The following is a 25,535-nucleotide window of genomic DNA, read 5'->3' as shown; positions in this document are numbered from 1 at the left end:
TGGCGGCGCTGGGTGAAGCATGCGCTGTACGTCAAAGGTCTGTTTCCGGGCCATTGACGGCCACAGCGTTGTGGGCGCACGTTTCGGATTCCCCCACCGAACCCCCAGGGGTGCGCATGTCCTCCGACCGCCATTCACCACACCCGCCGCCGGACCTCGCCGACAAAGCCCTGTCGGCGGACGAGCGACGGCTCAGAGAGCTCGGCTACACCCAGGAATTGGCCCGCTCGATGTCGGCCTTCTCGAACTTCGCCGTCTCGTTCTCGATCGTGTCCATCCTCTCCGGCTGCCTGACCCTCTACGGCTTCGGCATGACCACCGGCGGCCCGGTGCTGATCACCTGGGGCTGGCCGGTGGTCGGGCTGATGACGCTGTGCGTCGCGCTCGCCATGGCCGAGATCTGCTCCAGCTTCCCGACCGCCGGCGGCCTGTACTTCTGGGCCGCCAAGCTGGCACCCTCCCGGGCCCCTGCCTGGTCCTGGGTGACCGGCTGGTGCAACTTCATGGGTGGCATCGCCGTCACCGCGAGCGTCGACTTCGGCGCCGCCGCCTTCGCCAACGCCTTCCTCGAACTCCAGTGGGCTTACGCCTCCACCCCCGCCCACACCGTACTGATCTTCGCGGCGATCCTGCTGCTGCACGGGCTGCTGAACACCCGGGGCGTCCGGCTGGTCGCCGTGCTGAACAACGTCAGCGTCTGGTGGCACGTCTTCGGCGTCCTGATCATCGTGGGCGCACTGGTCGTCATACCGGCACACCACGCCTCCGCCTCCTTCGTGTTCACCCGGTTCGTCGACGAGACCGGCTTCCACAACCCGCTCTACGTCTCCCTGCTCGGCCTGCTGCTCGCCCAGTACACCCTCACCGGCTACGACGCCTCCGCCCACATGACCGAGGAGACCCACGACGCCGCCCGGTCCGGTCCCAGGGGGATCGTCAACTCCGTTGTGGTGTCGCTGGTCGCGGGCTGGATCCTGCTGCTCGGCGTCACCTTCGCGATCCGCGACTACGACGGTGCCGTCAACAGCTCCACCGGAGTGCCGCCCGCGCAGATCTTCCTGGACGCGCTCGGCGCGAGCGGCGCCAAGCTGCTCCTGCTGATCGTCATCGGCGCCCAGTTCTTCTGCGGGATGGCCTCGGTGACCGCCAACTCCCGCATGATCTACGCCTTCTCGCGGGACGGGGCACTGCCCGGATCGCGGATCTGGCACCGGATCGACCCGCGCACCCAGACCCCCACCAACGCGGTCTGGCTCGCCACCGGCGGCGCCTTCCTGCTCGGCGCCCAGGACCTGTGGAACGCCACCGCCTTCGCCGCCGTCACCTCGATCTCCGTCATCGGCCTGTACATCGCGTACGTCATCCCGGTCTACCTGAGACTCCGTCAGGGTGACGCCTTCGAACGCGGACCCTGGCACCTGGGCCGCTGGAGCAGGCCCGTCGGTACCCTGGCGGTCGGCTGGACGGCGCTGATCACCGTGCTGTTCATGCTGCCCACCGTCCGCCCGATCACCGCCACCAGCTTCAACTACACCCCCGTCGCGGTCGCCGTGGTGCTCGGTTCGGCCGGGATCTGGTGGCTGGTCTCGGCCCGGCACTGGTTCACCGGCCCCAAGGTGCAGCCGGACCCGACCGAACCCGGCCGGCGGACAAGCGAATTGGAGACCCGATGAGCGGCACCCGACTCACCCTCGACCGACTGCGCACTCTCGTCGCGGCCGGCGAGGTGGACACCGTCGTCCTCGCCATGACCGACATGCAGGGCCGCCTCCAGGGCAAGCGGATCGCGGCCGAGTACTTCCTCGGAGACGTCCTCCCGAACGCCGCCGAGGGCTGTGGCTACCTGCTCGCCGTGGACGTCGACATGAACACCGTGGAGGGCTACGAGAACTCCTCCTGGGAGACCGGCTACGGCGACTTCGTCCTCAAGCCCGACCTCACCACCCTGCGCATGGTGCCCTGGCACCCCGCCACCGCCATGGTCCAGTGCGACGTGCTGGACCACGACGGCAGCCCCGTCCCCGTCTCACCCCGGCAGGTGCTGCGCCGCCAGCTGGACCGGCTCGCCGGCTACGGCTGGAGGGCGCACGTGGGAACGGAGTTGGAGTTCATCGTGTTCCGGGACAGCTACGAGGAAGCCTGGCACAAGGACTACCGGCAGCTCACCCCGGCCAACCAGTACAACGTCGACTACTCCATCCTCGGCACCGCGAAGATCGAACCGCTGCTTCGCCGCCTGCGCAACGAGATGGCCGGCGCCGGACTCACCGTCGAGTCGGCCAAGGGCGAGTGCAACCTCGGCCAGCACGAGATCGCCTTCAAGTACGCCGACGCGCTGACCACCTGCGACGACCACGCCGTCTACAAGACCGGCGCCAAGGAGATCGCCGGGCAGGAAGACTACAGCCTCACCTTCATGGCCAAGTACAACGAGCGCGAGGGCAACTCCTGCCACATCCACCTCAGCCTGCGCGACGAGCACGGCGTACCGGTGATGCCCGGGGACGGTCCGAACGGCTTCTCCAAGGTGATGCAGCACTTCCTGGCCGGCCAGCTCGCCTGCCTGGGCGAGTTCGCCCTGCTGCTCGCCCCGACGGTGAACTCCTACAAGCGCTACGTGGCGGGCAGCTTCGCGCCCACCGCCATCGCCTGGGGACGCGACAACCGCAGTTGCGCCCTGCGGGTCGTCGGCCACGGACCTTCGCTGCGCTTCGAGAACCGGGTACCCGGCGGCGACGTCAACCCCTACCTCGCGGTAGCCGCGCTGATCGCCGCCGGCCTGCACGGGATCGAGCAACAGCTGGAGCTGGAACCGGAGTTCACCGGCAACGCGTACGCCTCCGACGCTCCGCGCGTCCCGGCCACACTGCGCGACGCCGTCGCCGCCTTCGAGCGGAGCGAGGCGGCCGCTCTCGCCTTCGGCAAGGACGTCGTCCGCCACTACACCCACGCCGGCCGGGTCGAACTGGCCGCCTTCGACGCAGCGGTGACCGACTGGGAGCGGCGCCGCGGATTCGAGCGACTGTGACGGCCCCGACCGCCGGCGGAAGCCGGCCCCTGATCGGGATCACCGGCTACCTCAGCGAGGCCGCCTGGGGCGTCTGGCGGCAGCGCGCCGCACTGATCCCGCAACTCTACGTGGACGCCGTCACCCGGGCCGGCGGAACGGCCGTCCTGCTGCCTGCGCAGAGCGACGGCGCGGCCGGCCTGCTGGACCGGATCGACGGACTGCTGCTGGCCGGCGGCCCGGACGTCGACCCGGCGCGCTACGGAGCCGAACCGCATCCGAGCACCGACCCGCCGCACGAGCTGCGCGACGCCTGGGAGTGGGCCCTGCTCACCGGAGCCCTGGAGCGCGACCTGCCCGTCCTCGGGGTCTGCCGCGGACTGCAGGTGCTCAACGTGGCCCACGGCGGCGACCTGATCCAGCACCTGCCCGAGCAGCTCGGCGACGAGGGGCACCGGATCGCCCCCGCCACCTACCACCAGCAGGCGGTGACCATCCAGGCCGGCAGCCGGCTCGGACGGATCCTCGGCCCCACCGCCAAGGTCCCCTGCTACCACCACCAGGCCGTCGGACGCCTCGGCGACGGGCTCCGGGCCACCGCCTGGAGCCAGGACCGCAGCATCGAGGCCCTGGAACGCCCCGACCGCCGTTTCGTGCTCGGCGTGCAGTGGCACCCCGAGGCCGACCCGGCCGACCTCCGGCTCTTCGAAGCCCTCGTCCAGACCAGCAGCCGCAAGGAGACCTCCGCATGACCGAACCCGACCTCTTCCAGGTGGTCAACCCGGCCACCGAAGAGGTGATCGAGACCGTCGCCATGGCCACCCTCGCCGAGACCGACGCCGCGATCGCCCGGGCCGGCGCCGCCTTCGAGACCTGGCGGCACGTCAGCCCGGCCGACCGCGCCCGGCTGCTGCGCGCCTTCGCGGCCGCCGTCGACGCGGACCTGGAGAACCTGGCCCGACTGGAGGTCGCCAACGCTGGCCACACGGTGGGCAACGCCCGCTGGGAGGCCGGCAACGCCCGGGACGTCATCGAGTACTACGCGGCCACCCCGGAACGGCTCTTCGGCCGACAGATCCCGGTCGCCGGCGGCATCGACGTCACCTTCCAGGAACCGCTCGGCGTGGTCGGCGTCATCGTCCCGTGGAACTTCCCCATGCCCATCGCCGCCTGGGGCTTCGCACCGGCCCTGGCGGCCGGCAACACGGTCGTCCTCAAACCCGCCGAACTCACCCCGCTGACCGCGCTGCGGCTCGCCGAACTGGCCAGGATCGCGGGCCTGCCCGAGGGAGTGCTCCAGGTCCTGCCCGGACGCGGCCCGGTGGTCGGACACCGCTTCGTCACCCACCCCGACGTCCGCAAGGTGGTCTTCACCGGCTCGACCAGGGTCGGCAAGGCGGTGGCCGCCGGATGCGCCGAACAGGTGAAGCCGGTCACCCTGGAGCTGGGCGGCAAGAGCGCCAACATCGTGTTCGCCGACGCGGACCTGGCCAGGGCCGCCGCCACCGCGCCGTACGCGGTCTTCGACAACGCCGGGCAGGACTGCTGCGCCCGATCGCGCATCCTGGTCCAGGAGTCCGTCCTCGACGAGTTCATGGCGCTGCTCGAACCGGCGGTACTGGGAGTGCGGGTCGGCGACCCGCACGACGAGAAGACCGAGATGGGCCCGCTGATCTCCGCCGCCCAGCGGGAGCGGGTCGCCTCCTACGTCCCCGAGGGCGCACCGGTCGCGGTGCAGGGCCTGGCGCCCGACGGCCCGGGCTTCTGGTTCCCGCCGACCGTGCTCGCCCCCGTGGACCAGGACTCGCCCGCCTTCACCGAGGAGATCTTCGGCCCGGTGGTCGCCGTGGTGCCGTTCCGCGACGAACAGGACGCGCTGCGGATCGCCAACCGGACGCACTACGGACTCTCCGGCTCCATCTGGACCAGGGACGTGGGCCGGGCCCTGCGGGTCGCCCGGGGCGTGGAGGCAGGGAACCTCTCCGTCAACTCCCACTCCTCGGTGCGGTATTCGACCCCCTTCGGCGGCTTCAAGCAGTCGGGACTCGGCCGCGAGCTCGGGCCCGACGCGGTACTCGCCTTCACGGAAACCAAGAACGTCTTCATCTCGACGGAGGAGTGAACAGCGTGACCCAGCGACTGACCGGCCGGGTGGCCGTCATCACCGGCGCAGGCAGCGGCATCGGACTGGCCACCGCCAAGCGGTTCGCCGCCGAGGGCGCCAAGGTGGTCTGCGTCGACATGAACGAGGACACCGGGCAGAAGGCCGCCGCCGAGGTGGACGGCCTGTTCATCCAGGCCGACGTCACCGACGAGGACGCCGTCCGGGAGATGTACGAGCGGGCCGTGCGCGAGTACGGCAGCCTGGACATCGCCTTCAACAACGCGGGCATCTCGCCGCCGGACGACGACTCGATCCTCACCACCGGCCTGGAGGCCTGGAAGCGGGTCCAGGACGTCAACCTGACCAGCGTGTACCTGTGCTGCAAGTACGCCATCGGCCACATGCAGCGCCAGGGCAAGGGCTCGATCATCAACACCGCCTCCTTCGTCGCGGTGATGGGCGCGGCGACCTCGCAGATCTCCTACAGCGCCTCCAAGGGCGGAGTGCTGTCCATGTCACGGGAGTTGGGCGTCCAGTTCGCCCGCGAGGGCATCCGGGTCAACGCCCTGTGCCCCGGACCGGTCAACACCCCGCTGCTCCAGGAGCTCTTCGCCAAGGACCCGGAGCGGGCCGCCCGCCGCCTGGTCCACATCCCGCTCGGCCGCTTCGCCGAGCCCGAGGAGATCGCCGCCGCCGTCGCCTTCCTGGCCAGCGACGACTCCTCCTTCATGACCGCCAACACCTTCCTGGTGGACGGCGGCATCTCGGGGGCCTACGTCACCCCGCAGTGACCGGCCCGGCTGCTCCCGCGAGGACCCTCCGCCCGCCGCGGCCTCGCGGGAGCGGCCGGCGGTCTGACGGGCTCCGTCACTCCGGGCAGGCCCGGCCGGGTCGGCTGGAACCTCAACACGCGAAGCGTCAGCGAGAGTTCGAGCGTGCCTCCTTCTCGGCCTCGGGTTCCGGGTAGGAAGTCAACGGAAGACGTCAGGTCAGCTGCGAGGAGAGAGGCCGGAGGCCCCATGCCTGTCACCTGCAGTCCCACGCTCGACGTCCCGTGCCCGCCGGCGCGGCAAGGCCGCGGAGGCCGATAGCGGTTCGTCCTCTCGATTGCGTGGAGTCCGGGCGGTCATGTCACGACCGGCAGTCCCCGCGCAGCAGCGTCCGGCGCGCCTGCCGCAGCATCTCGCTTGGGAGCACTCCCAGGTCGTCGCCCAGTCGGCGACGGGTGCGGTCGAAGACGGCCAGTGCTTCGGCTTGCTGTCCGCTGTGGTGCAGGGCGCGCATCAACAGTGCCGCGACCGGTTCGTTGAGTGGCTGCGCCGCGGCCAGTGCGGACAGTTCGGCGATCGCCTCGGTGCTCCGGCCCAGCCGCAGCTGCCATCCCGCCTTCCGCTGCACCAGGGTGATCCTGCGTTCGGTGAGCCGCAGCCGCTCCAGTTCGGCGAGCGGCCCGGGCAGGCCGGCCAGGGGCTCGCCGCGGAAGAGGTCCAGCGCGCGGGAGCAGGCGCGTACCGCCTCGGCCAGGTCGCCGGCCCGCTCGGCCGTTCCGGCCGCGGTGACGAGTTCCTCCATGCGGGCCACGTCCACCTCGACCGCGCCGCCGACGAGTCGGTAGCCGCACTGATCGCGCCTGATCACCCAGTCCGGGCGGTCCCCGGTGCAGAGGATCTTGCGCAGCCGATAGATGTAGACCGGTACGACGTTGCCGATCGGCGGTTCCATCCCCCACACCCCGTCCAACAGCTCGTGCCGGCTGACCGCCCGGTCCGGGCACAACGCCAAGGCGGCCAGTACGGCTTGCTGGCGGACCGGACCCAGGTCCACGGGCTGCCCGGCGCGCCAGGCGCGCAGCGGGCCGAGCACGCAGATGCGCAGCCACGGCTCGGGCACGGGTCCCGTCGGCCGGCGGACGGTGATTCGCGGTACCGGCCCCGCCGAGCGCCCGCGCGGACCATGACCGGGCGTCACCAGTTCGCAGTCGAAGGCGTGGACGATGGCGGCTGCCCGGTCGCGCAGCCCGAGCGTGGTGAGGATCCGTCCGAGGTGTCCGGCCACGGCGTGTTCGGGGACGGCAAGGGCGGTGGCGATCTCGGCGTCCGTCAGGCCGCAGCCGATCGCGTACAGCACGTCACGCTCTCGTTCGGTGAGCGCGGTTGCGGTCGGTGGGGCGGCGGTTGCGGTCGTCGGCATGACGGCTCCCTGGTTCTCGGGCCTGGATTCTCGGACATCGGCGGTGCGGCCGAGGCCATTGATGCTGGTCCGGGCACCGACCAGGGAACAGGCCAACGGACCGGCCATATCCGGCCGGTGGCCGCGCCAGGGTCCCCCACCTGGGCAGATGCCGATGCATCAAGGGAGCAGGGGCCGCCTTGGCCGTCGGCGTCGACGGTGGCCGGGGCGCGAAGTGCTCATTCAGGAAGCCCCGAGGCCCCTGATCGGCAGCGCCGTTTCATGGCGATTTCATCGGTACTTCCTAGCGTCCTGCCTGACGTGTTCGTGGCGCGCGTGATCACCTGCGCGCGCCGCCATCGGGAAGTGGAGTCTTCGGTGACCGATCTACTGCACAAGCTGGTCTCTGGCGCCCTCGCGGGCGGGTTGATCGCACTGGTGGGTTGGCTGGGCGCCGAGAGGCGCAGGCGGAAGGCCGGCAGGGCGGAGACGGCCGATCCGGCACCGAGCCGGGACGAGCTGCCGGCCCGGGAAGATCGGGAGACGGCATGAGCATCGACACGGGGCGCGCGGACGACGATCCGCCGGATGTCCCCCATCGGTTGACCGGGATCAGCGGGCTCGTCCGGGCGCTGCTGCTGCTCGGTTCGCCGGTGGTCGATTTCACCTGATTCTGCCGGGTGCGGACTTCCCGACGGAGTCCTGAGGCCCCGGAGGGATCGGCTCCTTCGGCCTCCGCCGAGGTGACGGAGCGTCACTCCATGCGCGGGGATTTGTTCAAAGAGTGATACTCTGGCTACAATCTGTCACGTGAAGGTCGTGGTGCGGGTGAAACCGAGCCGTCGCCGTGTCAGGTGGACGCGCTCGCTGCCGCGTTGCGTGCCTGCAGCCGTGCGGCGAACCACGTCTCCGAGGTGGCGTTCCGTACGGGCGGCGCTGGTCAGATGCGGACACCACCGACGGGGTGGCTCGTCGGGCACACGGTCGCCGGGCTGGCATCGTACGCCCCCAGTAGGAAAGGGATTCACTGATGAAATGCGGTTTCAGGAGCCTGTCCGCGGTGACCGGAGCGGTAGTCGCCGGGGTTGTCCTTGCTTCGCCTGCGGTCGCCCAGAGCAGTGTGCACACGACGGGTCGAGCCGACTCCGCCGCTTCCGGGCTCCCGTCCGGGCACTCCGTGGACCAGAACGGCGGCAAGGGGGGCGACGGGCGATGCCGCAAGGTGGAGCGTGACTTCAGCTCCGGCGTCGTGGACTTCGGGGACTTCTCGAACACCGAGTTCCGCCTGGCGACGAACGGCAGAGGGGAAGCCTTCCTCAACGACAGCCGGAACCCGGGAGCATGGGTCGACGTCGACGTCATCCCCGGTGCCCCGAAGTGTGTGATCGACACCGACCTGTCCGCTACCGAGAGTGATGCGAACACCCCCAACAAGCTCTTCCTCAACGTGCAGACCGACAGGGGAGCCGTGTACGAGGCCGTGTGCGACATCACCGCCACGCCGTTCGACGCGTCCAACCTTGCGGCCGCCTGCGGCTCAGGCTTCACCCTGGTTCCCGGCACCCCTGTGTGACGTCGTTTCGGCGCGCCGGCTCCGGTTCTCCTCCTGGGACCGGCGCGCCTCGTCCAGCACATGTACACCGCCCTCCGGGCCCGCGCGGAAGGCCGGCCGGCCCGGCAGTCGGAAGCAGCGATCGAGCCCGCCCGGCCGTGCCGGGCGGGCTGGTGGTTCAAGCGGCCTGCCGCGCCGCTCTGGTCGGCATCTCGTAGAAGGCCTCCTCGGAGTCGTGGTGCTCGAACTCCTCGACGTCGTGCTGCTGTTGGGCGTCTGCGGGGCCTGCCTGTACGAGCTCGTCCGGCGTCGGCTGGTGCGGGACGTGGTCCCTCCACGACATCGTGATCACTTCCTCTCTCCTGAGGGTTGTCCAGCTCACCCGGTGATGGGCTGGTGGTCGTCGATCGCGAGGCCGGGATCGACGGGCGGACATCGGCCTCGGCGGTAGCGGCGTCGGCGGGGCTCCACCGGCTCGTCGTCCACGGGCGGCGCGGCGCGGCCGCCGTCCCACAGGTCGTCAGGGCATGTCACATCGCACGCTCCCCCCCCGAGCCGATACAACTCCCGTGCTGCACCTAGTTCCTAGCCTTCCGCGATGCCGACGCTGGTACACCGGAAGCCACCGGATCCACACCGCGAAACTCGTCCTCCAGGCCGGGCAGGACCGGCCGGGTGCGGTGTGGCCCCGTACCCGGGGGATGTGCGGGGCCACGGATCCAGGAGCGCACCAGAGGGGGAGCGGTGAGGCGGGATCGCCGTTGCCCGGCGGGAGTTCACTGGATCACGGAGAGCGCGTCACCCTGGTAGCGGGCGCCCGCGTTCCAGAGCAGGAACGACTGCATTCCGTTCTCGGCCGCGGCCCGGATCTGGTCGGTGACCTCCTTGGGTCCGTAGTGCACGCCCAGGGAGAAGTCCTGGAGCCACGGGATCACCTGGGCCTGGGTGCCGTCGGTCTTCCTTGCGAAGTCGGCCAGGGAGCGGTGGACGATGTCGTACGGCTGGGCGTTGGGGTTGGGCACGTCGTACTCGCCGGGGCCCCAGTGCGAGGGATAGACCATGGGGGCGATGTAGTCGGCCTGCTGGGCCAGGGCGCCGATCTCCTGGGCGATCTCCTTCGGGCGGGTGGCGGCGATCCCGAAGACGGACACGCCGAGGAAGGTGCCCCGGTCGCCGAGCTTGGTCCGGGTCTCGGCCACGAAGTCGGCGATGCTCTGCTCCGGGGTGGTGCTGCCGAGCTCGGGGAAGGTCATGGTGCCCAGCGGGCCGTCGGGGCGGCGTACATAGTCGTAGAGGATGTCGTCGAAGCCCAGCGAGGCGGCCTCGGTGGCGAGGGCCTGGTTGTAGTCGCGGACGGTGCGGTCGGCGAAGTTGGTGAAGGACAACCGGCCGTAGTTGCCGCCGTTGTACGCCCCGCCGTCGGGGGTCTGGACCACGCGATCGTGGTGGCCGTCCTGCCACGAGGCGGTGGCGAGGATCGGGTCGCGGAAGGCGACTATGCGTCCGACCACCTGGGCCCCGGCCCTGTGCAGCGCGTCTATGGTCGCCCGGGCGTCGTAGTAGCCCTTGACCGAGCCGATCTCCTTGGCCAGCGGTACCTGGGAGGCGTACCCGACCTCTCCGTTCTCGTCCTTGATGTCCAGTTCCACCGCGTTGAGCTTCTTCTGCTGGATCAGCTCCAGGATCCCGTTGCGCAGCGGGTCCGAGGTCCAGCCGATGGCGGTCAGATGGGCCGCGCGGAGCAGCGGGTGGGCCCTGCCCACGCGGACGGTGTCGGTGGTGGTGTTGCCCGCGCGGTCGGCGGCGGTGACCTTGATCATGGGAGGCGGGTCGGCCACGGCCGCCGAGAACGTACCGTCGGCGGCCACTGGTGCCGGCCGGCCGTTGACCTCGACCCGGGCGGCGTTCCTCGCCGTGCCGTGGACCGTCACGGGGGTGTGGGGGCGGCCCGCCGCGACCTTGTCCAAGCGCAGGGCGGGCGCCGCGGTGGCGACGATGAAGGTCCGGGTGACGGTCGCCCTGGTGAACGGCAGCAGGCCGGCGCCGCGGATGGACAGCCGGTGCTCCCCGTCGGTCAGGGCGGGCGGCCGCAGATGGAGCTCCCCGCCCTGCCTGGTCGTGGCGACGGGACTGCCGTCGAGCGAGGCCTTGAGGGTGTCGAGCTCGGAGTCGTCGTCGGCGGTGACGACCAGATCGAGGGACTTGGCGCCGGCGGCGTTGAGCCACTGCCGGTCCCGGACGCCTTGCAGGCGGAACCCGGTGGAGAGAGTGCCCAGAACGAACGCGCCCAGGGCCGCGCAGGCCACGGCTATACCGGTGGTCAGCGCCAGCCGGCTCCTGCGGGACCGCGGAAGAGGGAGCTTTCCCCGGGCCCGGATTCCGCGGATCCAGCGGAGGAGTCTTCTCCGGGGGGCGGCACCGCTGGCGAAGGAGGGGCACATGGGGGTACCACCTGTCATCTGATGGACTGATTTCTCCTATATCTCCCCCAATGTCCTTGACCTCGCAACACGGGATCACGTTCCGACGGAACGGGGTCCCGTTCCGCTGAGCGGGTGTCATCCGGGCCGGGCGGCGGCCCGCCACCCGGCCGGTGCCCGGACCGGCAGCGCCGTACCCCGTCGGGACCAACGGTTGGGCTGTTCGGACCGCCGGGGTGCGCGCTCCGTTCCGTTCGCGGTGAGGCTGAGGGCAGATTCCGCGATCTGGAGGTCCCATGCGCCGCTCCACCGTGCTCCTGTCCGCCGCGGTCCTCCTGCTGGGCGCCATCTCGTGTGCCGGGCACACACAGGGCGGGTCCGCCCCCGCCGCCTCGGTGACCCTGGCCGGTTCCTCCCCGGCCGTGCCTCCGCGGCCCGAGTCCGTCCAGGCCGACGAGCTGGGCCAGGTACCCGTCCTGATGTACCACCAACTCAGTGACCATCCGGCGAGCGTCTACGACCGGACCCCGGCGGACTTCCGCGCGGAGCTGGAGCGGCTGGCCCGGGAGAGCTACGTGCCCATCACCGCGGCCGAGCTCACCAGCGGCAGGATCGACATCCCGGCCGGTAGCCATCCGGTGGTGCTGACCTTCGACGACTCGACCAACAGCCAGGTCCGGCTGGACGAGAAGGGGGATCCCGCGCCGGACAGCGCGCTGGGCATCCTGCTGGACGTCGCCAAGGCCCACCCCGCGTTCCGGGCCAGGGCCACCTTCTTCGTCAACGGGTCGGCCTTCTCCACCACCGGCACCGCCAAGGCGCTCGGCTGGCTGGCACAGCACGGCTTCGAGGTGGGCAACCACACGCTGCACCACTCCAACCTGGCCACCCTCGACGCGGCCGAGGTGCAGGAGGCGATCGCGAGCGAGCAGGCGGAGATCACCGCGGCGGTCCCGGGCGCTTCCGTGCAGTCCCTGGCCCTGCCCTACGGGGCGATGCCCAAGCCCGGTTCGCTCGCCGTGGCGGGCGGTGCCGGGGCCGTGAGCTACCAGCACCGCGGTGTCTATCTGGTGGGCTCCAACCCGTCCCGCTCGCCGTTCGACGCCTCGTTCGATCCGGCCGCGATCCCCCGGATCCGCTCCGAGGCGGCCACCGGCCCGGAGGCCGCCTTCGGCTCCACCACCTGGCTCGACAGGCTGGCGGCGAATCCCGCGGACCGCTACACCTCCGCGGGCGATCCGGACCATGTGACGTTCCCCAAGGCCAAGGCGGCGAAGCTCGCCAAGTCGCTGCAGTCCCGGGCCCGCCCGTACTGACCGGGACGCCGCCCTCGGGTCGGCCGGGCGGGATCCGAGAGCGCCTGAACTGGGCGGAGCGGGCGAGCGCCGGCCCGCGAGCGGCGGTCTGGCCCGGGCCCGGGCATGGTGCGCGATGGGCGGCCCCTCCAAGTGAGGGGCCGCGCCATCGCATAGTCGTCAAGTCGTATTTCTGGCAGGCGAGTCGGCGTGGGCATGACGTGAGTTCGGCGGTACCTTGTCGGAACTCGGGCCGTTCACCCCCACTCGAAGGGCCAACTCCTATGCTCAGAAACCGACTTGTGATTGCGTCCGTCGGCGCGATGGCAGCGCTCGCCGCAGTCGCGCTGCCCGCCCTGTCCCGGGCCGACACCGCCTCGGCCGACCCGTCGTCGGGCCGGGCCGTCGTCTACCGGGTCCCCATCCGCGGCGCCGGCGACCCGCAGAAGCTGCTCGCGGGCGGCTTCGACGTCCTGGAGAAGCGCCAGGGCAACGACCTGTTCGTCCTCGGCTACCCGGCGGTCGGGGAGCGCCTGCACCGGCTCGGCTTCAGCTGGTCGGTGGACCGGACCCCGCCCGGTGGGCACAGCAGCGCCCGGACGGCCCCCGGGGTCGGCGTCAACGACACGTACTACGGCGGCTACCGCACGGTCGACGCCCACTACGCGCACCTGGACCAGACCGCCGCCGCACACCCCGACCTGGCCACCGTGGTGACCTACGGCCAGTCCTGGCGCAAGCAGAACGGGCAGCCGGGCGGCTACGACCTGAAGGCCGTCTGCATCACCAAGCTGACCCACGGCGACTGCCGGCTCGACCCGAATTCGGCCAAGCCCCGGTTCTTCCTGATGAGCCAGATCCACGCCAGGGAGATCACCACCGGCGAGGTCTCCTGGCGCTGGATCGACTACCTGACCGGCGGCTACGGGACGGACCCCACCGTCACCGCACTGCTGGACTCCACCGAGATGTGGGTGGTGCCGATCGCCAACCCCGACGGCGTCGACATCGTCCAGCAAGGTGGTGACAACCCCAACCTGCAGCGCAAGAACGCCGACGACACCAACGGCAGCTCCTGCGACTGGAACGGCCAGGTCGGCATCGACCTCAACCGCAACGCCGGTACGCACTGGGGCGCCAGCGGCACCTCGGACCAGCCCTGCGAGGAGACCTACCTCGGGCCGAACCCCGACTCCGAGACCGAGAACTCCGCCCTGGAGAACCTCTTCCGGGAGCTGTACCCGGCCGTGCGCGCCAGCGGCGACTCGGCCCCGGCCCCGGCCGACACCCGCGGCGTCATGATCACCCTGCACAGCGACGCCGGCATGGTCCTCTTCCCGTGGGAGTACGACCACACCGTGCACACCGGGAACGACGCCGCACTTCGCGCCATGGCCGCCCGGATGGGTTCGATCACCGGATACCAGTACGGCCAGGCCGGTGAGATCCTCTACGACGCGGCCGGCGGCACCGACGACTGGACCTACGACAAGCTCGGCCTGGCGAGCTTCACGATCGAGGTCGGTGACAGCGACGGCCGCGGCTGCGACGGATTCCTGCCGCCCTACAGCTGCCAGAACGACTATTTCTGGCCCAAGCTCAGGCCCGCCCTGCTGTACGCCGCCCAGCACGCCGCATCGCCGTACCGGACCACGTCCGGCGGCTGACGCTCCGGCCCGGCGGACGGGGGACGCGGTCCGGCGGACGGGGACCGCGGGCCGTCCGTCCGCCGAGCGCGCCGTCAGCCGTCCGGGCCGGTCAGCCGTCGAGGCCGGCGTGCAGCGCCCGGTCCGCGGGCCCGACGGTGAACTGCGAGAACTGCACCCGCAGCCCCTCGCGTTCGGGGGAGCAGCAGTAGGGACCGGCCGAGGCCGTCAGGTGCCCGGCCAGCGGGGCCAGCCGGACCGTGCGCCAGGGCTCGCCGCCGCAGCGGGCCCGGATGGTCACCGCGTCCCGGCCGCGGCTGACCCGGACGGTGACGGGACGGTCGGCCCACTCGGGGACGGGGGCGAGCGACCAGTCGGAGTGGCCCCGGGTGACCACGGCGCCCAAGTGCGGCAGTCCGTCGGTCAGTTCGACGCCGGTCTTGATCCAGTTCTGCTCGTCCACCCGGACCATGGCGCCGGCCTGGTCGTACGGCTGGTCCAATCGGGCCAGGAAGGTCACCTCGACGGCCGTGCCGACCGCCAGCCCGGTCAGCAGGGCGTGCCCGTCGTCCCGTTCGAAGCCGTAGTGGGTGGTGCGCCAGAAGTCGCTCCGGTCGCGGGTGGTCACCACCAGGTCCCGGCCGTCGGACTCGGTGCGCAGCGGCGGGTTGAGCCAGGTCGCCTCGGACCAGTCGAGCACGCGCCGCTCGTTCATCTGTCCTCTTCTCTCCTCCGGCTGAGGTACCCAGCCGAGCCTATCCGACGGATGATCACCCGTGGGCCCGGCGTGGCCACGCCCGGCCGGATCTTCCGAGCCGTCCCGGCTCGGCCCGGCGGCGTTCGTTGCCGCCGTCGAGCGGATCACCGCGCTGCGCGCCCGTCCCGCCTGAGCCCGCGGCAGGAGCCGGACGCCCGGGCGGGTCCCTCGGAGCGCGCACCGTCGCTTCAGAGGTCACCCGGCCGCCTGCCGGGCCATCAGGGTGGTGAGCTCGTAGGCGGTGTGTGAGGCGGCGACGGCGGTGATCTCGGCGTGGTCGTACGCGGGGGCGACCTCCACCACGTCGGCGGAGACCAGCCGGCAGCCGGCCAACCCCCGGAGGATCTCCAGGAGTTCGCGTGAGGTCAGGCCACCCGCCTCGGGGGTTCCGGTGCCGGGTGCGTGCGCCGGGTCGAGGACGTCGATGTCGACGGAGACGTACAGCGGCCGGTCGCCGATCCGCTCGCGCAACTGCCGGGCGACGTCGTCCACCCCGCGTCGCAGCACGTCGGCGGAGGTGACGATGCCGAAGCCGAGCTTCTCGTCCTCGGTGAGGTCGTGCCTGCCGTACAGCGGGCCCCGGGTCCCGACGTGGCAGAGCGCGGAGGTGTCCAGGAGGCCCTCCTCCACCGCGCGCCGGAACGGGGTGCCGTGGGTGTACCTGGCGCCGAAGTAGCTGTCCCAGGTGTCCAGATGGGCGTCGAAGTGCAGCAGTGCGACCGGCCCGTGCCGCTTGGCGACCGAGCGCAGCAGCGGCAGCGCGATGGTGTGGTCGCCGCCGAGGGTGAGCAACTTCGCGCCGGTGGAGACGAGTTCGCCGGCCGCCGCCTCGACGGTCGCCACCGCCTCGTCGATGTCGAACGGGTTGACGGCGATGTCGCCCGCGTCCGCCACCTGGGCGAGCTCGAACGGGGCGGCGTCCTGCGACGGGTTGTAGGGGCGCAGCAGCCGGCTCGCCTCGCGCACGGCGTTGCCGCCGAACCTGGCACCCGGCCGGTAGGAGACCCCGGAGTCGAACGGGATGCCGACCACGGCGATGTCGGCGCGCCCGACCTCGTCCAGGCGGGGCAGTCGGGCGAAGGTGGCAGGCCCGGCGTAGCGCGGGATGCGGGAGGAGTCGAGCGGGCCACGCGGAGTGCTCATCACTGGCCTTTCCACGAAGGGGAGTTCAGCATTGTGCAGCGGGGCGCTCCGGTGCGGGAGAGGTACGGGAGGCCGGACGCCGGAACCCTGCCGGGCCTCGGAGCGGGGTGCCTCGCCGGCCCCTGGCTCCGGGTGCCGCACGGGCCTCAGCGCGGGGCGCCCGGGGGGATCTCCAGCTCGAACCAGACGACCTTGCCCTCGGCGGTGCTCCGGCTGCCCCAGCGGTGGGCGAGTTCGTTCACCAGGTGCATGCCGCGCCCGCCCTCGTCGGAGTTCCGCGCCCGGTGGATCCTCGGCGCGTGGCTGTCGATGTCGGACACCTCCACCGTGAGGACCGCGTTGCGGAAGACCCGGACCTCCTTCGGCGCCCCGGCGTGCACCAGGGCATTGGTGATCAGCTCGCTGGTCAGCAGCTCGGCGAGGTCGACCAGCGCGGCGAGACCCCAGGACCTCAGGGTGTGGCGGATGAACCGCCGGGCGTGGCCGACCATTGACGGATCGCCCACCAGCGGCAGTACGGCCAGCCGGTCCGCACCCACCGGCCGGGCCTGGGCCATGATCACCGCGATGTCGTCCCCCTGGACGGCGTCCGCGGTCAGCGCGGTGACCACGGCGTCGCAGCTCTGCTCCAGGGTGGGCCGCCGGTCGGCCACCGTGCGGCGCAGCAGTTCCATGCCCTCTTCCAGGTCCTGGCCCCGGCGCTCCACCAGGCCGTCGGTGTAGAGCACCAGGATGCCGTCCTCGGGCAGGGTGAAGTGCGTGGAGCTGAACGGCACCCCGCCGACTCCGAGCGGTGCGCCCGGCGGCAGTTCCAGCAGCCGGGCCGAACCCGGCGCCTCGGCCACCACCGGCGGCAGGTGCCCGGCGCCGGCCGCGGTGCAGCTGCGGTCCAGCGGATCGAAGACCACGCAGACGCAGGTCGCGAACTGCCCCTCGCCGATCGCCGCAGCGGCGTCGTCCAGCCGCCGCATCACCCGGGCGGGATCGAGGTCGATGGTGATCAGTGTCCGTGCCACCGTGCGGAGCTGGCCCATCGTCGCGGCGGCCCGGATGCCGTGGCCCATCACGTCGCCGACGATCAGCGCCACCCGTCCGCCGGACAGCGGCACCACGTCGAACCAGTCGCCGCCCACCTCGCTGATCACACTGCTCGGCTGGTACCGGTAGGCGATCTCCAGGCCCAGTGAGCGGTGCACCTCCTGCGGCAGCAGACTGCGCTGCAGGGTCAGCGCGGTGTCCCGTTCCCGCCGGTACAGCCGGGCGTTGTCGATGCACACCGCCGCCCGGGCGGCCAGCTCCTCGGCCAGTGCCACGTCCGCGGCGGTGAACGGTTCCGGATTGCCCATCCGGACGAACTCCGCGCCGCCCAGCACCACCCCCCGGGCCAGCAGCGGCACCATGATGTACGAGTGCACGCCGGCCGCCAGGCTGGGCACCACCTGCTCGGGCACCGCCACGATCCGGCGCAGCGCCTCCTCGTCCACCTCGGCCACCAGGATGGAGCGCCCGGTCCGCAGGCTCTGCGCGTACACCTCGGCGGACTGCGAGAGGCCGCCGACCGGATCCGAGCTGTCGGCCATCGTCCCCACCTCGGTCAGCTCGCCGTTCTTGCCGAGCTCACCGACGGCGACCGCGCGCAGCAGCACCGGACCGTCCATCGGAAGCGCGTCCGGCTCGTCCCCCTCGAGCACCGACTCCAGCAGGTCGACCGTGGTGAAGTCGGCGAACCGCGGCACCACCACCTTGACCAGCTCGTGCGCCGTGCGCTGGACGTCCAGGGTGGTCCCGATCCGGGTGCTGGCCTCGTTCAACAGGGCGAGGCGCTGCTGCGCGGCGTGCGCCTCGTCCAGCGCCTGCTTGCGCAGCCGGGCCGCCTCGCGCTCCCGGTTGTAGAGCAGGGCGTTGTCGATGGACACCGCCGCCCGGGCGGCCAGCTCCCCGGCCAGTGCCAGGTCGTCCTCGGTGTAGCGGGCCTGGCTCCGGTGGCGGTAGAAGGCGGTCACACCGACCGGTGAGCCCCGGGCGATCAGCGGCACCACCATGCACGAGCCGACCCCCTCCACGGAGGCGGCGGCCAGCCGCTCGGGGTCGTCGGTGAACCAGCTCAGCGCGTCACCCTCGAGCGCCGGTATCAGCACGGGACGGCGGTGTGCCAGCGCCCAGGCGTACGGCGTGGACGGCGGGAACAGGTGCACGTCGCCGACCTGCGCGATCGGCTTCAGCCGGGAATCCGGTGTCGCGTGGAAGGCCATCCGGCGCAGCAGCGCCGAACGGTCGGCCGGGCTGGGCGCCACCGTCTCCTCGCCGCTCACCAGCGCTTCCAGCACCTCCACCACCACCGACTCGGCCAGCTCGGGGGTCGCCACCTCGGCCAACTCCCTTGCGGTCTGCGCGAGATCGAGTGTGGTGCCGATCTTCGCCGAGGCCCGGTTCACCAGCGCGAGGCGTGCCTGGGCCGCCTTCGCGGTGCGCAGCGCCTCCGCCCTGGCCAGTACCGTCTCGTGCTGCCGCTGGTAGAGCCGGGCGTTGTCGATGGACACCGCCGCCCGGGAGGCGAGCTCGTCGCCGAGCCTGGCGTCCTCGTCGTCCAGCGGGGCGTGCGAGCCGCGCCGCGAGTACACCACCATGCCCAGCACGGTGCCCCGGGCCACCAGCGGGGTGATCCGCACCGTCTGCGAGTGCTTGCCCTGGTAGGCGCGCAGCTGGTCGGGCGGCATGTCGGTGGTGAGCAGCGGCAGCTCCCAGGACGGCACCACCACGGTCCGGCGGCCGGCCATCGCCCGCTCGTACGGCGAGTCGGGCGGGAGGCGGTACACGGCCTCGGTGGGGAGGTACCGGATCGGGTACGACGGGTCGCAGGTGCCCACCGCGAGCCGGCGCACCAGCCGCACGTCCTTCTCGTGCTTCCGGGGCGTCCCGTACTCGTTCTTCTCCGGCCCGGACACCAGCCGTTCCAGCGCGAACACCGAGGCGACGTCCGCCACCCTGGGCACCATCGCATCGACCAACTCCCTTGCAGTGCGCCGCAGATCGAGCGTGGTGCCGACCGACTCGCCCGCCTCGACCAGCGCCCTGAGCCGTTCCTGCGCCCGGACGGCCCGCGACTCGGCGCGGTAGCGCGCGGTCACATCGACCACGGTGGAGCTGACCCCGAGCACCTCGCCGTCCGGCCGTTCCAGCCGGAAGTACGAGGCCGACCAGGCGTGGTCGTGTTCCGGGTCGGCGGGAGTGCGGCCGTGCGAGCGGGCATCGACCACCGGGTCGCCGCCCTCCAGTACCTGCCGCATCACCTCCTCGATCTCGGCGCCGTTGATCCCCGGCAGCACCTCGCTCAACCGGCGGCCCAGGTGCCCCGCCACCGACACCCCGTTCACCCGGGCCAGCGCCTCGTTGAGCCGGACGAAGCGCAGCTGCCGGTCGTACACCGCCATCCCCACCGGCGACTGGTTGAAGAACCCGTCCAGCACCGCGAGATCGGCCTGCAGCTGCTGCAGCACGGTCACGTCCGAGGCCACCGCGAGCACCAGCGGCCCGCCCTCGGGGCCCGCGATCGGATGGGTGCGGAACTCCAGGACCACGTGGTGGCCCTCGCGGTGCCGCACCGGGAAGACCCCTGACCACGGGTGCCCGTTCAGGATGCTGTCGAACAGGTCCAGCACCTCGGGTCGAAGCTCGTCGGGGACCAGCAGCTCGGCGGCGTACCGGCCGATCGCCTCCTCGGCGGTGTAGCCGAGCAGCACCTCCGCGTCCGGACTCCAGTGCAGGATCCGGCCGTCGGCCGAGACCAGCGCGGTGGCGATCGGGACCGTCAGCAGGCCGTCATACGTCCGCTCCCCACCCGTGGAGCCGCGGTGGGGCGCCGCACCAGGTCCCTGCTCGTCGGTATGCATGGCCACGCAACCGTCCGGGGTCAGTGAGTCAGCCCTGTCATCGTCCCATGGGGCTGTGCCGTCGCTCCACGCGAGATCGCTTCGCCGAGGGGCGGCCGGGTGGCGCCCGGCGGCCCGAGGGGCGCGGGGGAGCGTGGGCGGCGAACGGCGTCCGGGCCGTCCGAACCCGGCGGCACGGGTTGCACCCCCCCGGGGCTCCTGGCGAGCCCTTCGACGGGGCGCGCGCTCGTTCGCGGTCCGCCGCGTCCCCGGAGGGTCTCGCGAGCCCGGGGCCGCGACGGTGTCCGGCCCGCAGGGGCCGGCCGCCACCGTGCGCTCAGGCTCCGGCGGCCATCGCCACCGCCGCCGCGCCGACCAGGCCGGCGTCCGTACCCAGCCGGGCCCGGTGCACGGTGAGGCCGGCGGCGAACGGGAGGGCCGCGTACGTCTTCAGGTGGGCCCGGAGCGGGTCGAACAGCAGGCCGTCGGCCTGGGCCACCCCGCCGCCGATCACCACCGCCTCGATCTCGACCAGCGTCGCGGTGGCCGCGATCGCGGCGGCCAGTGCCCGCCCCGCCCGCTCGTACGCGGCCCGCGCGGGGGGATCCCCGGCACGGGCGGCGGCGGCCACGGCGACCGCCGAGGTGTCCTGGCCGGCCGGGCGCCAGCCCGAGCGCAGTGCGTAGCGGGCGATGGCCGTACCGCTGGCCAGTTGCTCCACGCAGCCGCGACTGCCGCACGGGCAGGGATCGCCGTCGAGGTCGACGGTGATGTGCCCGATGTGACCCGCGTTCCCGGTGCGCCCGCTGTGGAGTCCGCCGTTCAGGACCAGGCCCCCGCCGACACCGGTGGACACCACCATGCACAGCGCGTTGTCGTACGGTCGCGCCGCGCCGAAACGGTGCTCGGCGGCCGCGATGGCGATGCCGTCCCCGGCCAGGACCACCGGCAGGCCCTTGGCGGCGGGGTGGGCCGACAGTCGCTCCACGATCGGGAAGCCGCGCCAGCCGGGGATGTTGACCGGGCTGACGGTGCCTCGGCTGATGTCCACCGGACCGGCGCTGCCCACGCCCAGCGCCCGCACCTCGGCCCAGCCCGGTGCGGTGGCCAGCTCATCCAGGGCGTCCAGCACCGCGCCGAGCACGGTCTCCCCGTCGGGGGCGGCCGGCGTCGGCCGTTGAGTACGTGTCAGCAGGGTGCCGTCACTGCCGACCAGCGCCGCAGCGATCTTGGTACCGCCGATGTCGATGGCTGCGATCGGGGCTGCGCCGGTGTCCACGTCTCTCTCCTCCCGGGGCGCGGGCCGGGCGCCGCGCTGTGCCGATTCTGGCATCCGCCGTCCGGGGGAGGGGTCACGGGTGCGCCGCCGAACGGCCGGGTCCTCCCGGAGCCCGCTCCGGCAGCCCGCACCGTGGCGCCGCGCCCGTCGGCCGGGGCGCTGATGGTGCCGCTGAGGCGTGCCGGGGTGGTGGGGCGGGTAGGCGGAGGACATGGGATCGTCCTTCCGCAGGTTCCGCCGGCGCGGCCGGGACGGCGCCGAGCCGTCGGGCCCGCCCGCGGGCGGCGGCCGGCCGGACGCCGGGATGCCGGGGCCGGCGGAGCCCGACGAGGCCGCGGCGGCCGTGAACCCGGCGCAGAGCGGCGGCTCCGGAGCGGCCGGAACACCGCCGGAGGGGCGGACGGCGGAGCCCGACGAGGCCGCGGCGGCGGTCGAGGAACTGTCCGCGCTCGCGGAGGAGATGGAGCGGCCTCCGACGGGGGTACCCCCCGCGGCCCGGGAGCGGTGGTACCGGCGCAGAGGGGCTGAGCGGGCCACCGCGCTGGTCCGTTCGGTGGCGCGGATGCTCGGGCACGGCGGCCTCGCGGCGGCCAGGGGCGCCGGCGAGGGCGGCCGACTGCTGTCCGAGCGGCTGCTGCAGGCGGCGCCGCGCATCCCGGTACGGGACCTCGCGACGCTGCGGGCCCACCACCCGGACGCGGTCGGGCCCGAGGACCTGGCCGACCGGCTGGTCGCCGGGGCGTGCCGGGCGTCGGCCGCCGTGGGGGCGAGTGTCGGCGCGGTGGCCATGCTGCCGGTGCCGCCCGCGATGGCGGCGGAGATCGCGTCCGAGACGCTGGCGGTCGCGGCGGTGGAGGTCAAGCTGATCGCCGAACTGCACCAGGTCTACGGCCAGCCCGCCGTCGGCAGCGCCACGCAGCGCGGCACCGAGTACGTCGCCGCCTGGGCGAACCGCCGGGGCATCGACCCGTCCGCGCTGATCGGCCCGGCCGGGCTCGCGGCGGTGGCGATCGGCGCGGAGGTGCGGCAGAAGCTGCGCAAGCGGCTGACCCGCGGCACCCTGCGCCGGCTGCCGTCGCTGACGCCGCTGCTGGTCGGCGCGGGGCTGGGCGCCGTGGTGAACCGGCGGGACACCCGCAGGCTGGCCGACCAGGTCAGGGTCGACCTGCGCCGCCGCGGGCCGGTCGACCCGGACTACTGGGAGGCCGCGGCCCCCGTCCTCGGGTCGCGCCGCCCGGAGGTCCCGGACCAGCCGGCCCGCTGAACGCAAGCGCTTCGGGAAGGCCAGGCAAGGCCTGGCGAACCTTGGTGGCGGGTGACGGAGTCCCGATGTTCGACGACGGGTTCGACCCCACGCTCTTCGAGGTGGCCGATCGCAGGTCGTTCGCCAGCGGCGTGATCGTCACCTGGTTCGCCCGGCGTTGGTCCGCCCACGTGATCGGCGGGCGCGGGCGTCTGCTGGCACCGCTATTGACGCAACGTCTAATAGTCTCTAGCTTCGGGAAGGAGGGGCCAGCCAGGCCGGCCGCCCCTCGGCGAGCCGAGGAGGAGTTGCCCATGACCGTGACCCAGCGCAGCCGCACGGGCGCCGAGCAGCAGGTGCGGGACCGCCGGCGTACGGCCGAGCGCCTGCTCGCCTCCTCGGCCAAGCTCTCCTTCGACCCGCTCAAGGACGTCGACTGGTCCGTCGCTCCGCTGCCCGGGCGCTACTACTGCCCGCCGAGGCACCTCTCGCTCTACGGCACCGAGCTGTGGGAGGGGCTCTCGGAGGAGCAGCGGATCGAGCTCAGCAAGCACGAGGTGGCCAGCATCGCCAGCGTGGGCATCTGGTTCGAGGAGATCCTGATGCAGATGCTGCTGCGCCACGCCTTCGACCGGGACCCCACCACCGCGCATGTGCAGTACGCGCTGACGGAGATAGCCGACGAGTGCCGGCACTCGGTGATGTTCGCCAGGATGATCTCGTGGATGGGCGCGCCCGCCTACGGGCCCGGCCGGCTCTCGCACGAGCTCGGACGCTTCTTCAAGGCCACCTCGACGCACAGCCAGACCTTCGGCGGCACCATGTACGTCGAGGAGATCCTGGACGCCTTCCAGCGCGAGATCATGAACGACGAGTCGCTGCAGCCACTGACCCGCCAGGTCTCCCGGATCCATGTGATCGAGGAGTCCCGGCACATCAGCTACGCCCGCGAGGAGCTCCAGCGGGGGCACCTCGGCCCGGTCCGGCGCCGCTGGGAGCAGCTGTTCATCGGGCTGATCATCCTTCGGGCGACCAAGAGCCTGATCCACCCCCGGGTCTACGCCGCCGTCGGCATCGACCCGAACGTCGGGCGCGACGCCGCCCGCGCCAACCCGCACTGGCGGGCCGTCAAGGCCGGGATGGCGTCCAAGGTGATCGGAGTGCTGGACCGGGCGGGCCTGGTCGGGCGGACGAACCGCTGGCTGCTGCGCCGCGCGGGCGTGCTGACCCCGGCCGGCTGAACAACCGCGCCGCTCCGGGGGTTTGGCGTGGTGGGCGGTGGGCTCAGCCGCAGGCCGGAACGCCGTCGAGCCAGTAGCCGCCCCGGAGATGGATGTTGGTGATCCACGCCCGGTAGTCCGGCAGGAACGACCAGGCGTCGTTGGTGATCCCCTCGGCCGTCACGCTCTGGGCGTGCTTCTGGCACTCCACTCGCACGGTGGTCGGGCCGGCGAAGGCGTACACCCGGGCGCTCTCCATCGCGGGCCGGGCGTGCGTCCACACCCCGGTGCCCCAGGTGCTGACCAGCGGGCCCCGCACCGGGCCCGGGTCGATCCGCACCGCCCCGAACAGCTCGCCGCCCAGCCGCAGGTCGTTGACCGCGACATGGGTGCCGGACTGCCGCGCCTCGACCGTCTTCCCGGCGCCCAGGTAGACGGCGATGTGATGGACGCCGGCCGAACTCCCGTACGCGATCAGGTCCCCGGGCAGCAGCGAGCCGGGGAGCTGGTCGGGGGCGAGGCGCTGGGCCGCGTGGACGGTGTGGAACTGCTGGTCGGCCGAGCCATTGAGGACGTCCTGGCCGACCGCCTGGGCGTACGCGTACCGGACCAGCCCCGAGCAGTCGAACCCCAGCCGCTCGGCGTCGTGGTCGCTCGCCGGGTCCACCCCGTCCGGATGGCCGTAGGTGGGACCGGGCTGGGCGCCGTGCCCACCGCCCCAGGTGTACCAGGTGCCGATCTGCGAGCAGGCTGCCCGGACGGCGCCCTCGGCGGCGGCCGAGGCACCGGGGGCGAGGACGTCGCAGACCGGGCCGGCGGCGGTCGCGGTGCCGGCGGGCGCCGGGCCGAAGGCGACGGCGAGGGCTGCCGCTACGGCGGCTGCCGCGAGGCGGAATCTCATGGCGGTGCTCGGCTTTCTCGGTGACGGATGCGGCTACCACGCAGGGGCGGGAGTCACACGGCGTACCGGGCAGCCCGGTTGAGGCCCTCGGTGAATCCCGACCCACAGGTGGACCCGGGCCCCACGAGGCTCCCGTCCCGGCGGACGGTCCGGTTGGCCGTGTCGCTCGCGGGCCCCGGTTCGGGTCGGCCCGGCGGAGCGCGGCGGAGCCGGCGGAGCCCCTGCGGGCTCCGGCGGGCCGATGGCTCGAGCGTTCCGCATCGGACGGGTGAGGGCCAGCAGGCGGCCGTCTCCCAACTCGCCGGGACACGGGAAACGTTCGGGAAACGGCCGGTGAGCTGAGCGGCGCGCCGACGGTTCGTGAAACCCCGCACCGCCGTACGGCCGTGGCGACCGCCACGCCCGGCGGTCACAACGCCCGGCGGTCACAACGGCCGGCGGTCACAACGGCCGGACGGGGCGGGGCCGGTGCGACCTCAGCCGGCGGCCTGGGATATCCGCAGGCGTTCCGGCTGATTTCGCGACGGTGGCCGGGAGGTGGCGCAGTAGCCGGCCGGCCACCAGTGCCGCCCCGGCCATCAGGACCAGGCCCACGAGCGCCGCCAGGTGCATCCCGTCCGTGAACCCCGCCCGGGCGGCGGTGAGCAGCTCGTCGCCCGCCCGGCCCGGCAGCTGTGCTGCCACGGTGACGGCGCTACCGAGCGTTTCGTGCGCCGCCCGCGCCGCCGCACCCGGCAGGTGGGCCGGCAGCGCGCAGTCCAGCCGTGAGCGGTAGACCGCCGCCCCGGCCGCGCCGAGCACGGCGATGCCCAGCGAGCTGCCCAGTTCGGTCGCGGTCTCGGAAGCGGCGGCGGCAGCACCGGCCTGCTCGGCGGGGGCGGCCGAGAGCACCAGGTCGGCGGTGAGCGTCGTGGTGCCGACGGTGCCCGG

At 72.6% G+C, this 25,535-nt stretch carries 22 protein-coding genes; 12 read left to right on the top strand and 10 right to left on the bottom strand.

What is annotated here, in order from left to right; all coding sequences use genetic code 11:
• Window positions 1-116 precede the first annotated feature (116 nt).
• The 5 genes from ACZ5ON_RS20530 to ACZ5ON_RS20510 are packed head-to-tail and all read left to right on the top strand — an operon-like array spanning window position 117 to window position 5,902.
• Window positions 117-1,673, top strand: a complete 1,557-nt coding sequence (locus ACZ5ON_RS20530) for an amino acid permease (RefSeq protein ID WP_465594319.1) — start codon at window positions 117-119, stop codon at window positions 1,671-1,673.
• Window positions 1,670-3,028, top strand: coding sequence for a glutamine synthetase family protein (locus tag ACZ5ON_RS20525; protein WP_465594316.1), 1,359 nt, complete (start codon window positions 1,670-1,672; stop codon window positions 3,026-3,028). Before ACZ5ON_RS20530 ends, ACZ5ON_RS20525 begins: the two co-directional genes overlap by 4 nt.
• On the top strand, window positions 3,025-3,759 hold the full coding sequence (locus tag ACZ5ON_RS20520; protein WP_465594313.1) for a gamma-glutamyl-gamma-aminobutyrate hydrolase family protein: 735 nt from the start codon (window positions 3,025-3,027) through the stop codon (window positions 3,757-3,759). The genes ACZ5ON_RS20525 and ACZ5ON_RS20520 overlap by 4 nt, the downstream gene beginning before the upstream one ends.
• Complete coding sequence (locus ACZ5ON_RS20515; RefSeq protein WP_465594311.1) at window positions 3,756-5,129, top strand: aldehyde dehydrogenase family protein; 1,374 nt, start codon at window positions 3,756-3,758, stop codon at window positions 5,127-5,129. The genes ACZ5ON_RS20520 and ACZ5ON_RS20515 overlap by 4 nt, the downstream gene beginning before the upstream one ends.
• Window positions 5,126-5,902: a 3-oxoacyl-ACP reductase gene (locus ACZ5ON_RS20510; RefSeq protein WP_465594308.1), complete on the top strand. Its 777-nt coding sequence runs from the start codon at window positions 5,126-5,128 to the stop codon at window positions 5,900-5,902. Before ACZ5ON_RS20515 ends, ACZ5ON_RS20510 begins: the two co-directional genes overlap by 4 nt.
• Before the next feature lie 340 nt (window positions 5,903-6,242).
• Here the strand turns inward: ACZ5ON_RS20510 and ACZ5ON_RS20505 are convergent, their stop codons facing one another.
• Entirely contained in the window at window positions 6,243-7,301 is a 1,059-nt protein-coding gene (locus tag ACZ5ON_RS20505; protein WP_465594305.1) for an AfsR/SARP family transcriptional regulator, read from the bottom strand.
• Between the two features lie 357 nt (window positions 7,302-7,658).
• Here ACZ5ON_RS20505 and ACZ5ON_RS20500 point away from each other — a divergent pair, with 357 nt between their 5' ends.
• The 3 genes from ACZ5ON_RS20500 to ACZ5ON_RS20490 all read left to right on the top strand — a co-directional run bounded on the left by ACZ5ON_RS20500 (window position 7,659) and on the right by ACZ5ON_RS20490 (window position 8,853).
• The gene (locus tag ACZ5ON_RS20500; RefSeq protein WP_465594302.1) at window positions 7,659-7,832 is read left to right on the top strand and encodes a hypothetical protein; all 174 of its coding nucleotides are present in this window, start codon (window positions 7,659-7,661) and stop codon (window positions 7,830-7,832) included.
• Window positions 7,829-7,951: a hypothetical protein gene (locus ACZ5ON_RS20495; RefSeq protein ID WP_465594299.1), complete on the top strand. Its 123-nt coding sequence runs from the start codon at window positions 7,829-7,831 to the stop codon at window positions 7,949-7,951. Before ACZ5ON_RS20500 ends, ACZ5ON_RS20495 begins: the two co-directional genes overlap by 4 nt.
• Window positions 7,952-8,457: 506 nt before the next feature.
• Window positions 8,458-8,853, top strand: a complete 396-nt coding sequence (locus ACZ5ON_RS20490; RefSeq protein WP_465594296.1) for a hypothetical protein — start codon at window positions 8,458-8,460, stop codon at window positions 8,851-8,853.
• Window positions 8,854-9,010: 157 nt separating this feature from the next.
• Here the strand turns inward: ACZ5ON_RS20490 and ACZ5ON_RS20485 are convergent, their stop codons facing one another.
• The 3 genes from ACZ5ON_RS20485 to ACZ5ON_RS20475 form a co-directional block, all read right to left on the bottom strand.
• Window positions 9,011-9,175, bottom strand: coding sequence for a hypothetical protein (locus ACZ5ON_RS20485; RefSeq protein WP_465594293.1), 165 nt, complete (start codon window positions 9,173-9,175; stop codon window positions 9,011-9,013).
• Between the two features lie 35 nt (window positions 9,176-9,210).
• The gene (locus tag ACZ5ON_RS20480) at window positions 9,211-9,366 is read right to left on the bottom strand and encodes a hypothetical protein (protein ID WP_465594290.1); all 156 of its coding nucleotides are present in this window, start codon (window positions 9,364-9,366) and stop codon (window positions 9,211-9,213) included.
• A 242-nt stretch (window positions 9,367-9,608) separates the two neighbouring features.
• The gene (locus ACZ5ON_RS20475; RefSeq protein WP_465594287.1) at window positions 9,609-11,138 is read right to left on the bottom strand and encodes a putative glycoside hydrolase; all 1,530 of its coding nucleotides are present in this window, start codon (window positions 11,136-11,138) and stop codon (window positions 9,609-9,611) included.
• Window positions 11,139-11,548: 410 nt separating this feature from the next.
• Here ACZ5ON_RS20475 and ACZ5ON_RS20470 point away from each other — a divergent pair, with 410 nt between their 5' ends.
• Window positions 11,549-12,568 (top strand): polysaccharide deacetylase family protein, encoded by a 1,020-nt coding sequence (locus ACZ5ON_RS20470; RefSeq protein WP_465594284.1) that lies wholly within the window; start codon window positions 11,549-11,551, stop codon window positions 12,566-12,568.
• 281 nt (window positions 12,569-12,849) lie between these two features.
• On the top strand, window positions 12,850-14,214 hold the full coding sequence (locus ACZ5ON_RS20465; RefSeq protein WP_465594281.1) for a M14 family zinc carboxypeptidase: 1,365 nt from the start codon (window positions 12,850-12,852) through the stop codon (window positions 14,212-14,214).
• A 91-nt stretch (window positions 14,215-14,305) separates the two neighbouring features.
• Here ACZ5ON_RS20465 and ACZ5ON_RS20460 read toward each other — a convergent pair whose 3' ends face one another.
• From ACZ5ON_RS20460 to ACZ5ON_RS20445, 4 genes are all read right to left on the bottom strand, one after another.
• Window positions 14,306-14,908 (bottom strand): DUF1349 domain-containing protein, encoded by a 603-nt coding sequence (locus tag ACZ5ON_RS20460; protein WP_465594278.1) that lies wholly within the window; start codon window positions 14,906-14,908, stop codon window positions 14,306-14,308.
• Between the two features lie 237 nt (window positions 14,909-15,145).
• Complete coding sequence (gene speB / locus ACZ5ON_RS20455; protein WP_465594275.1) at window positions 15,146-16,093, bottom strand: agmatinase; 948 nt, start codon at window positions 16,091-16,093, stop codon at window positions 15,146-15,148.
• 146 nt (window positions 16,094-16,239) lie between these two features.
• Entirely contained in the window at window positions 16,240-19,983 is a 3,744-nt protein-coding gene (locus ACZ5ON_RS20450; RefSeq protein ID WP_465594272.1) for a SpoIIE family protein phosphatase, read from the bottom strand.
• A gap of 316 nt (window positions 19,984-20,299) precedes the next feature.
• The gene (locus ACZ5ON_RS20445) at window positions 20,300-21,241 is read right to left on the bottom strand and encodes an ROK family protein (protein ID WP_465594269.1); all 942 of its coding nucleotides are present in this window, start codon (window positions 21,239-21,241) and stop codon (window positions 20,300-20,302) included.
• 211 nt (window positions 21,242-21,452) lie between these two features.
• Between ACZ5ON_RS20445 and ACZ5ON_RS20440 the strand changes: the two genes are divergently transcribed.
• Both ACZ5ON_RS20440 and ACZ5ON_RS20435 read left to right on the top strand, forming a co-directional pair.
• Entirely contained in the window at window positions 21,453-22,505 is a 1,053-nt protein-coding gene (locus tag ACZ5ON_RS20440) for a hypothetical protein (RefSeq protein WP_465594266.1), read from the top strand.
• 65 nt (window positions 22,506-22,570) lie between these two features.
• On the top strand, window positions 22,571-23,725 hold the full coding sequence (locus ACZ5ON_RS20435; RefSeq protein ID WP_465594263.1) for an AurF N-oxygenase family protein: 1,155 nt from the start codon (window positions 22,571-22,573) through the stop codon (window positions 23,723-23,725).
• 43 nt (window positions 23,726-23,768) lie between these two features.
• Here the strand turns inward: ACZ5ON_RS20435 and ACZ5ON_RS20430 are convergent, their stop codons facing one another.
• Both ACZ5ON_RS20430 and ACZ5ON_RS20425 read right to left on the bottom strand, forming a co-directional pair.
• A complete protein-coding gene (locus ACZ5ON_RS20430) occupies window positions 23,769-24,605 on the bottom strand; it encodes a C40 family peptidase (RefSeq protein ID WP_465594260.1) in 837 nt (278 codons plus the stop codon).
• A gap of 441 nt (window positions 24,606-25,046) precedes the next feature.
• Window positions 25,047-25,496 (bottom strand): hypothetical protein, encoded by a 450-nt coding sequence (locus ACZ5ON_RS20425; RefSeq protein WP_465594257.1) that lies wholly within the window; start codon window positions 25,494-25,496, stop codon window positions 25,047-25,049.
• Between the last annotated feature and the right edge of the window lie 39 nt (window positions 25,497-25,535).

It is taken from the genome of Kitasatospora sp. NPDC032150, from assembly GCF_055579945.1.
This window is presented reverse-complemented; position numbering and strand designations above follow the sequence as displayed.

Bases quoted from the DNA above. Each gene is read 5' to 3' on its own strand.
- ACZ5ON_RS20530 (WP_465594319.1), top strand. From the start codon at position 117: ATGTCCTCCGACCGCCATTCACCACACCCGCCGCCGGACCTCGCCGAC.
- ACZ5ON_RS20525 (WP_465594316.1), top strand. From the start codon at position 1,670: ATGAGCGGCACCCGACTCACCCTCGACCGACTGCGCACTCTCGTCGCG.
- ACZ5ON_RS20515 (WP_465594311.1), top strand. From the start codon at position 3,756: ATGACCGAACCCGACCTCTTCCAGGTGGTCAACCCGGCCACCGAAGAG.
- ACZ5ON_RS20505 (WP_465594305.1), bottom strand. From the start codon at position 7,301: ATGCCGACGACCGCAACCGCCGCCCCACCGACCGCAACCGCGCTCACC.
- ACZ5ON_RS20495 (WP_465594299.1), top strand. From the start codon at position 7,829: ATGAGCATCGACACGGGGCGCGCGGACGACGATCCGCCGGATGTCCCC.
- ACZ5ON_RS20485 (WP_465594293.1), bottom strand. From the start codon at position 9,175: ATGTCGTGGAGGGACCACGTCCCGCACCAGCCGACGCCGGACGAGCTC.
- ACZ5ON_RS20470 (WP_465594284.1), top strand. From the start codon at position 11,549: ATGCGCCGCTCCACCGTGCTCCTGTCCGCCGCGGTCCTCCTGCTGGGC.
- ACZ5ON_RS20460 (WP_465594278.1), bottom strand. From the start codon at position 14,908: ATGAACGAGCGGCGCGTGCTCGACTGGTCCGAGGCGACCTGGCTCAAC.
- speB (WP_465594275.1), bottom strand. From the start codon at position 16,093: ATGAGCACTCCGCGTGGCCCGCTCGACTCCTCCCGCATCCCGCGCTAC.
- ACZ5ON_RS20450 (WP_465594272.1), bottom strand. From the start codon at position 19,983: ATGCATACCGACGAGCAGGGACCTGGTGCGGCGCCCCACCGCGGCTCC.
- ACZ5ON_RS20440 (WP_465594266.1), top strand. From the start codon at position 21,453: ATGGGATCGTCCTTCCGCAGGTTCCGCCGGCGCGGCCGGGACGGCGCC.
- ACZ5ON_RS20435 (WP_465594263.1), top strand. From the start codon at position 22,571: ATGTTCGACGACGGGTTCGACCCCACGCTCTTCGAGGTGGCCGATCGC.
- ACZ5ON_RS20430 (WP_465594260.1), bottom strand. From the start codon at position 24,605: ATGAGATTCCGCCTCGCGGCAGCCGCCGTAGCGGCAGCCCTCGCCGTC.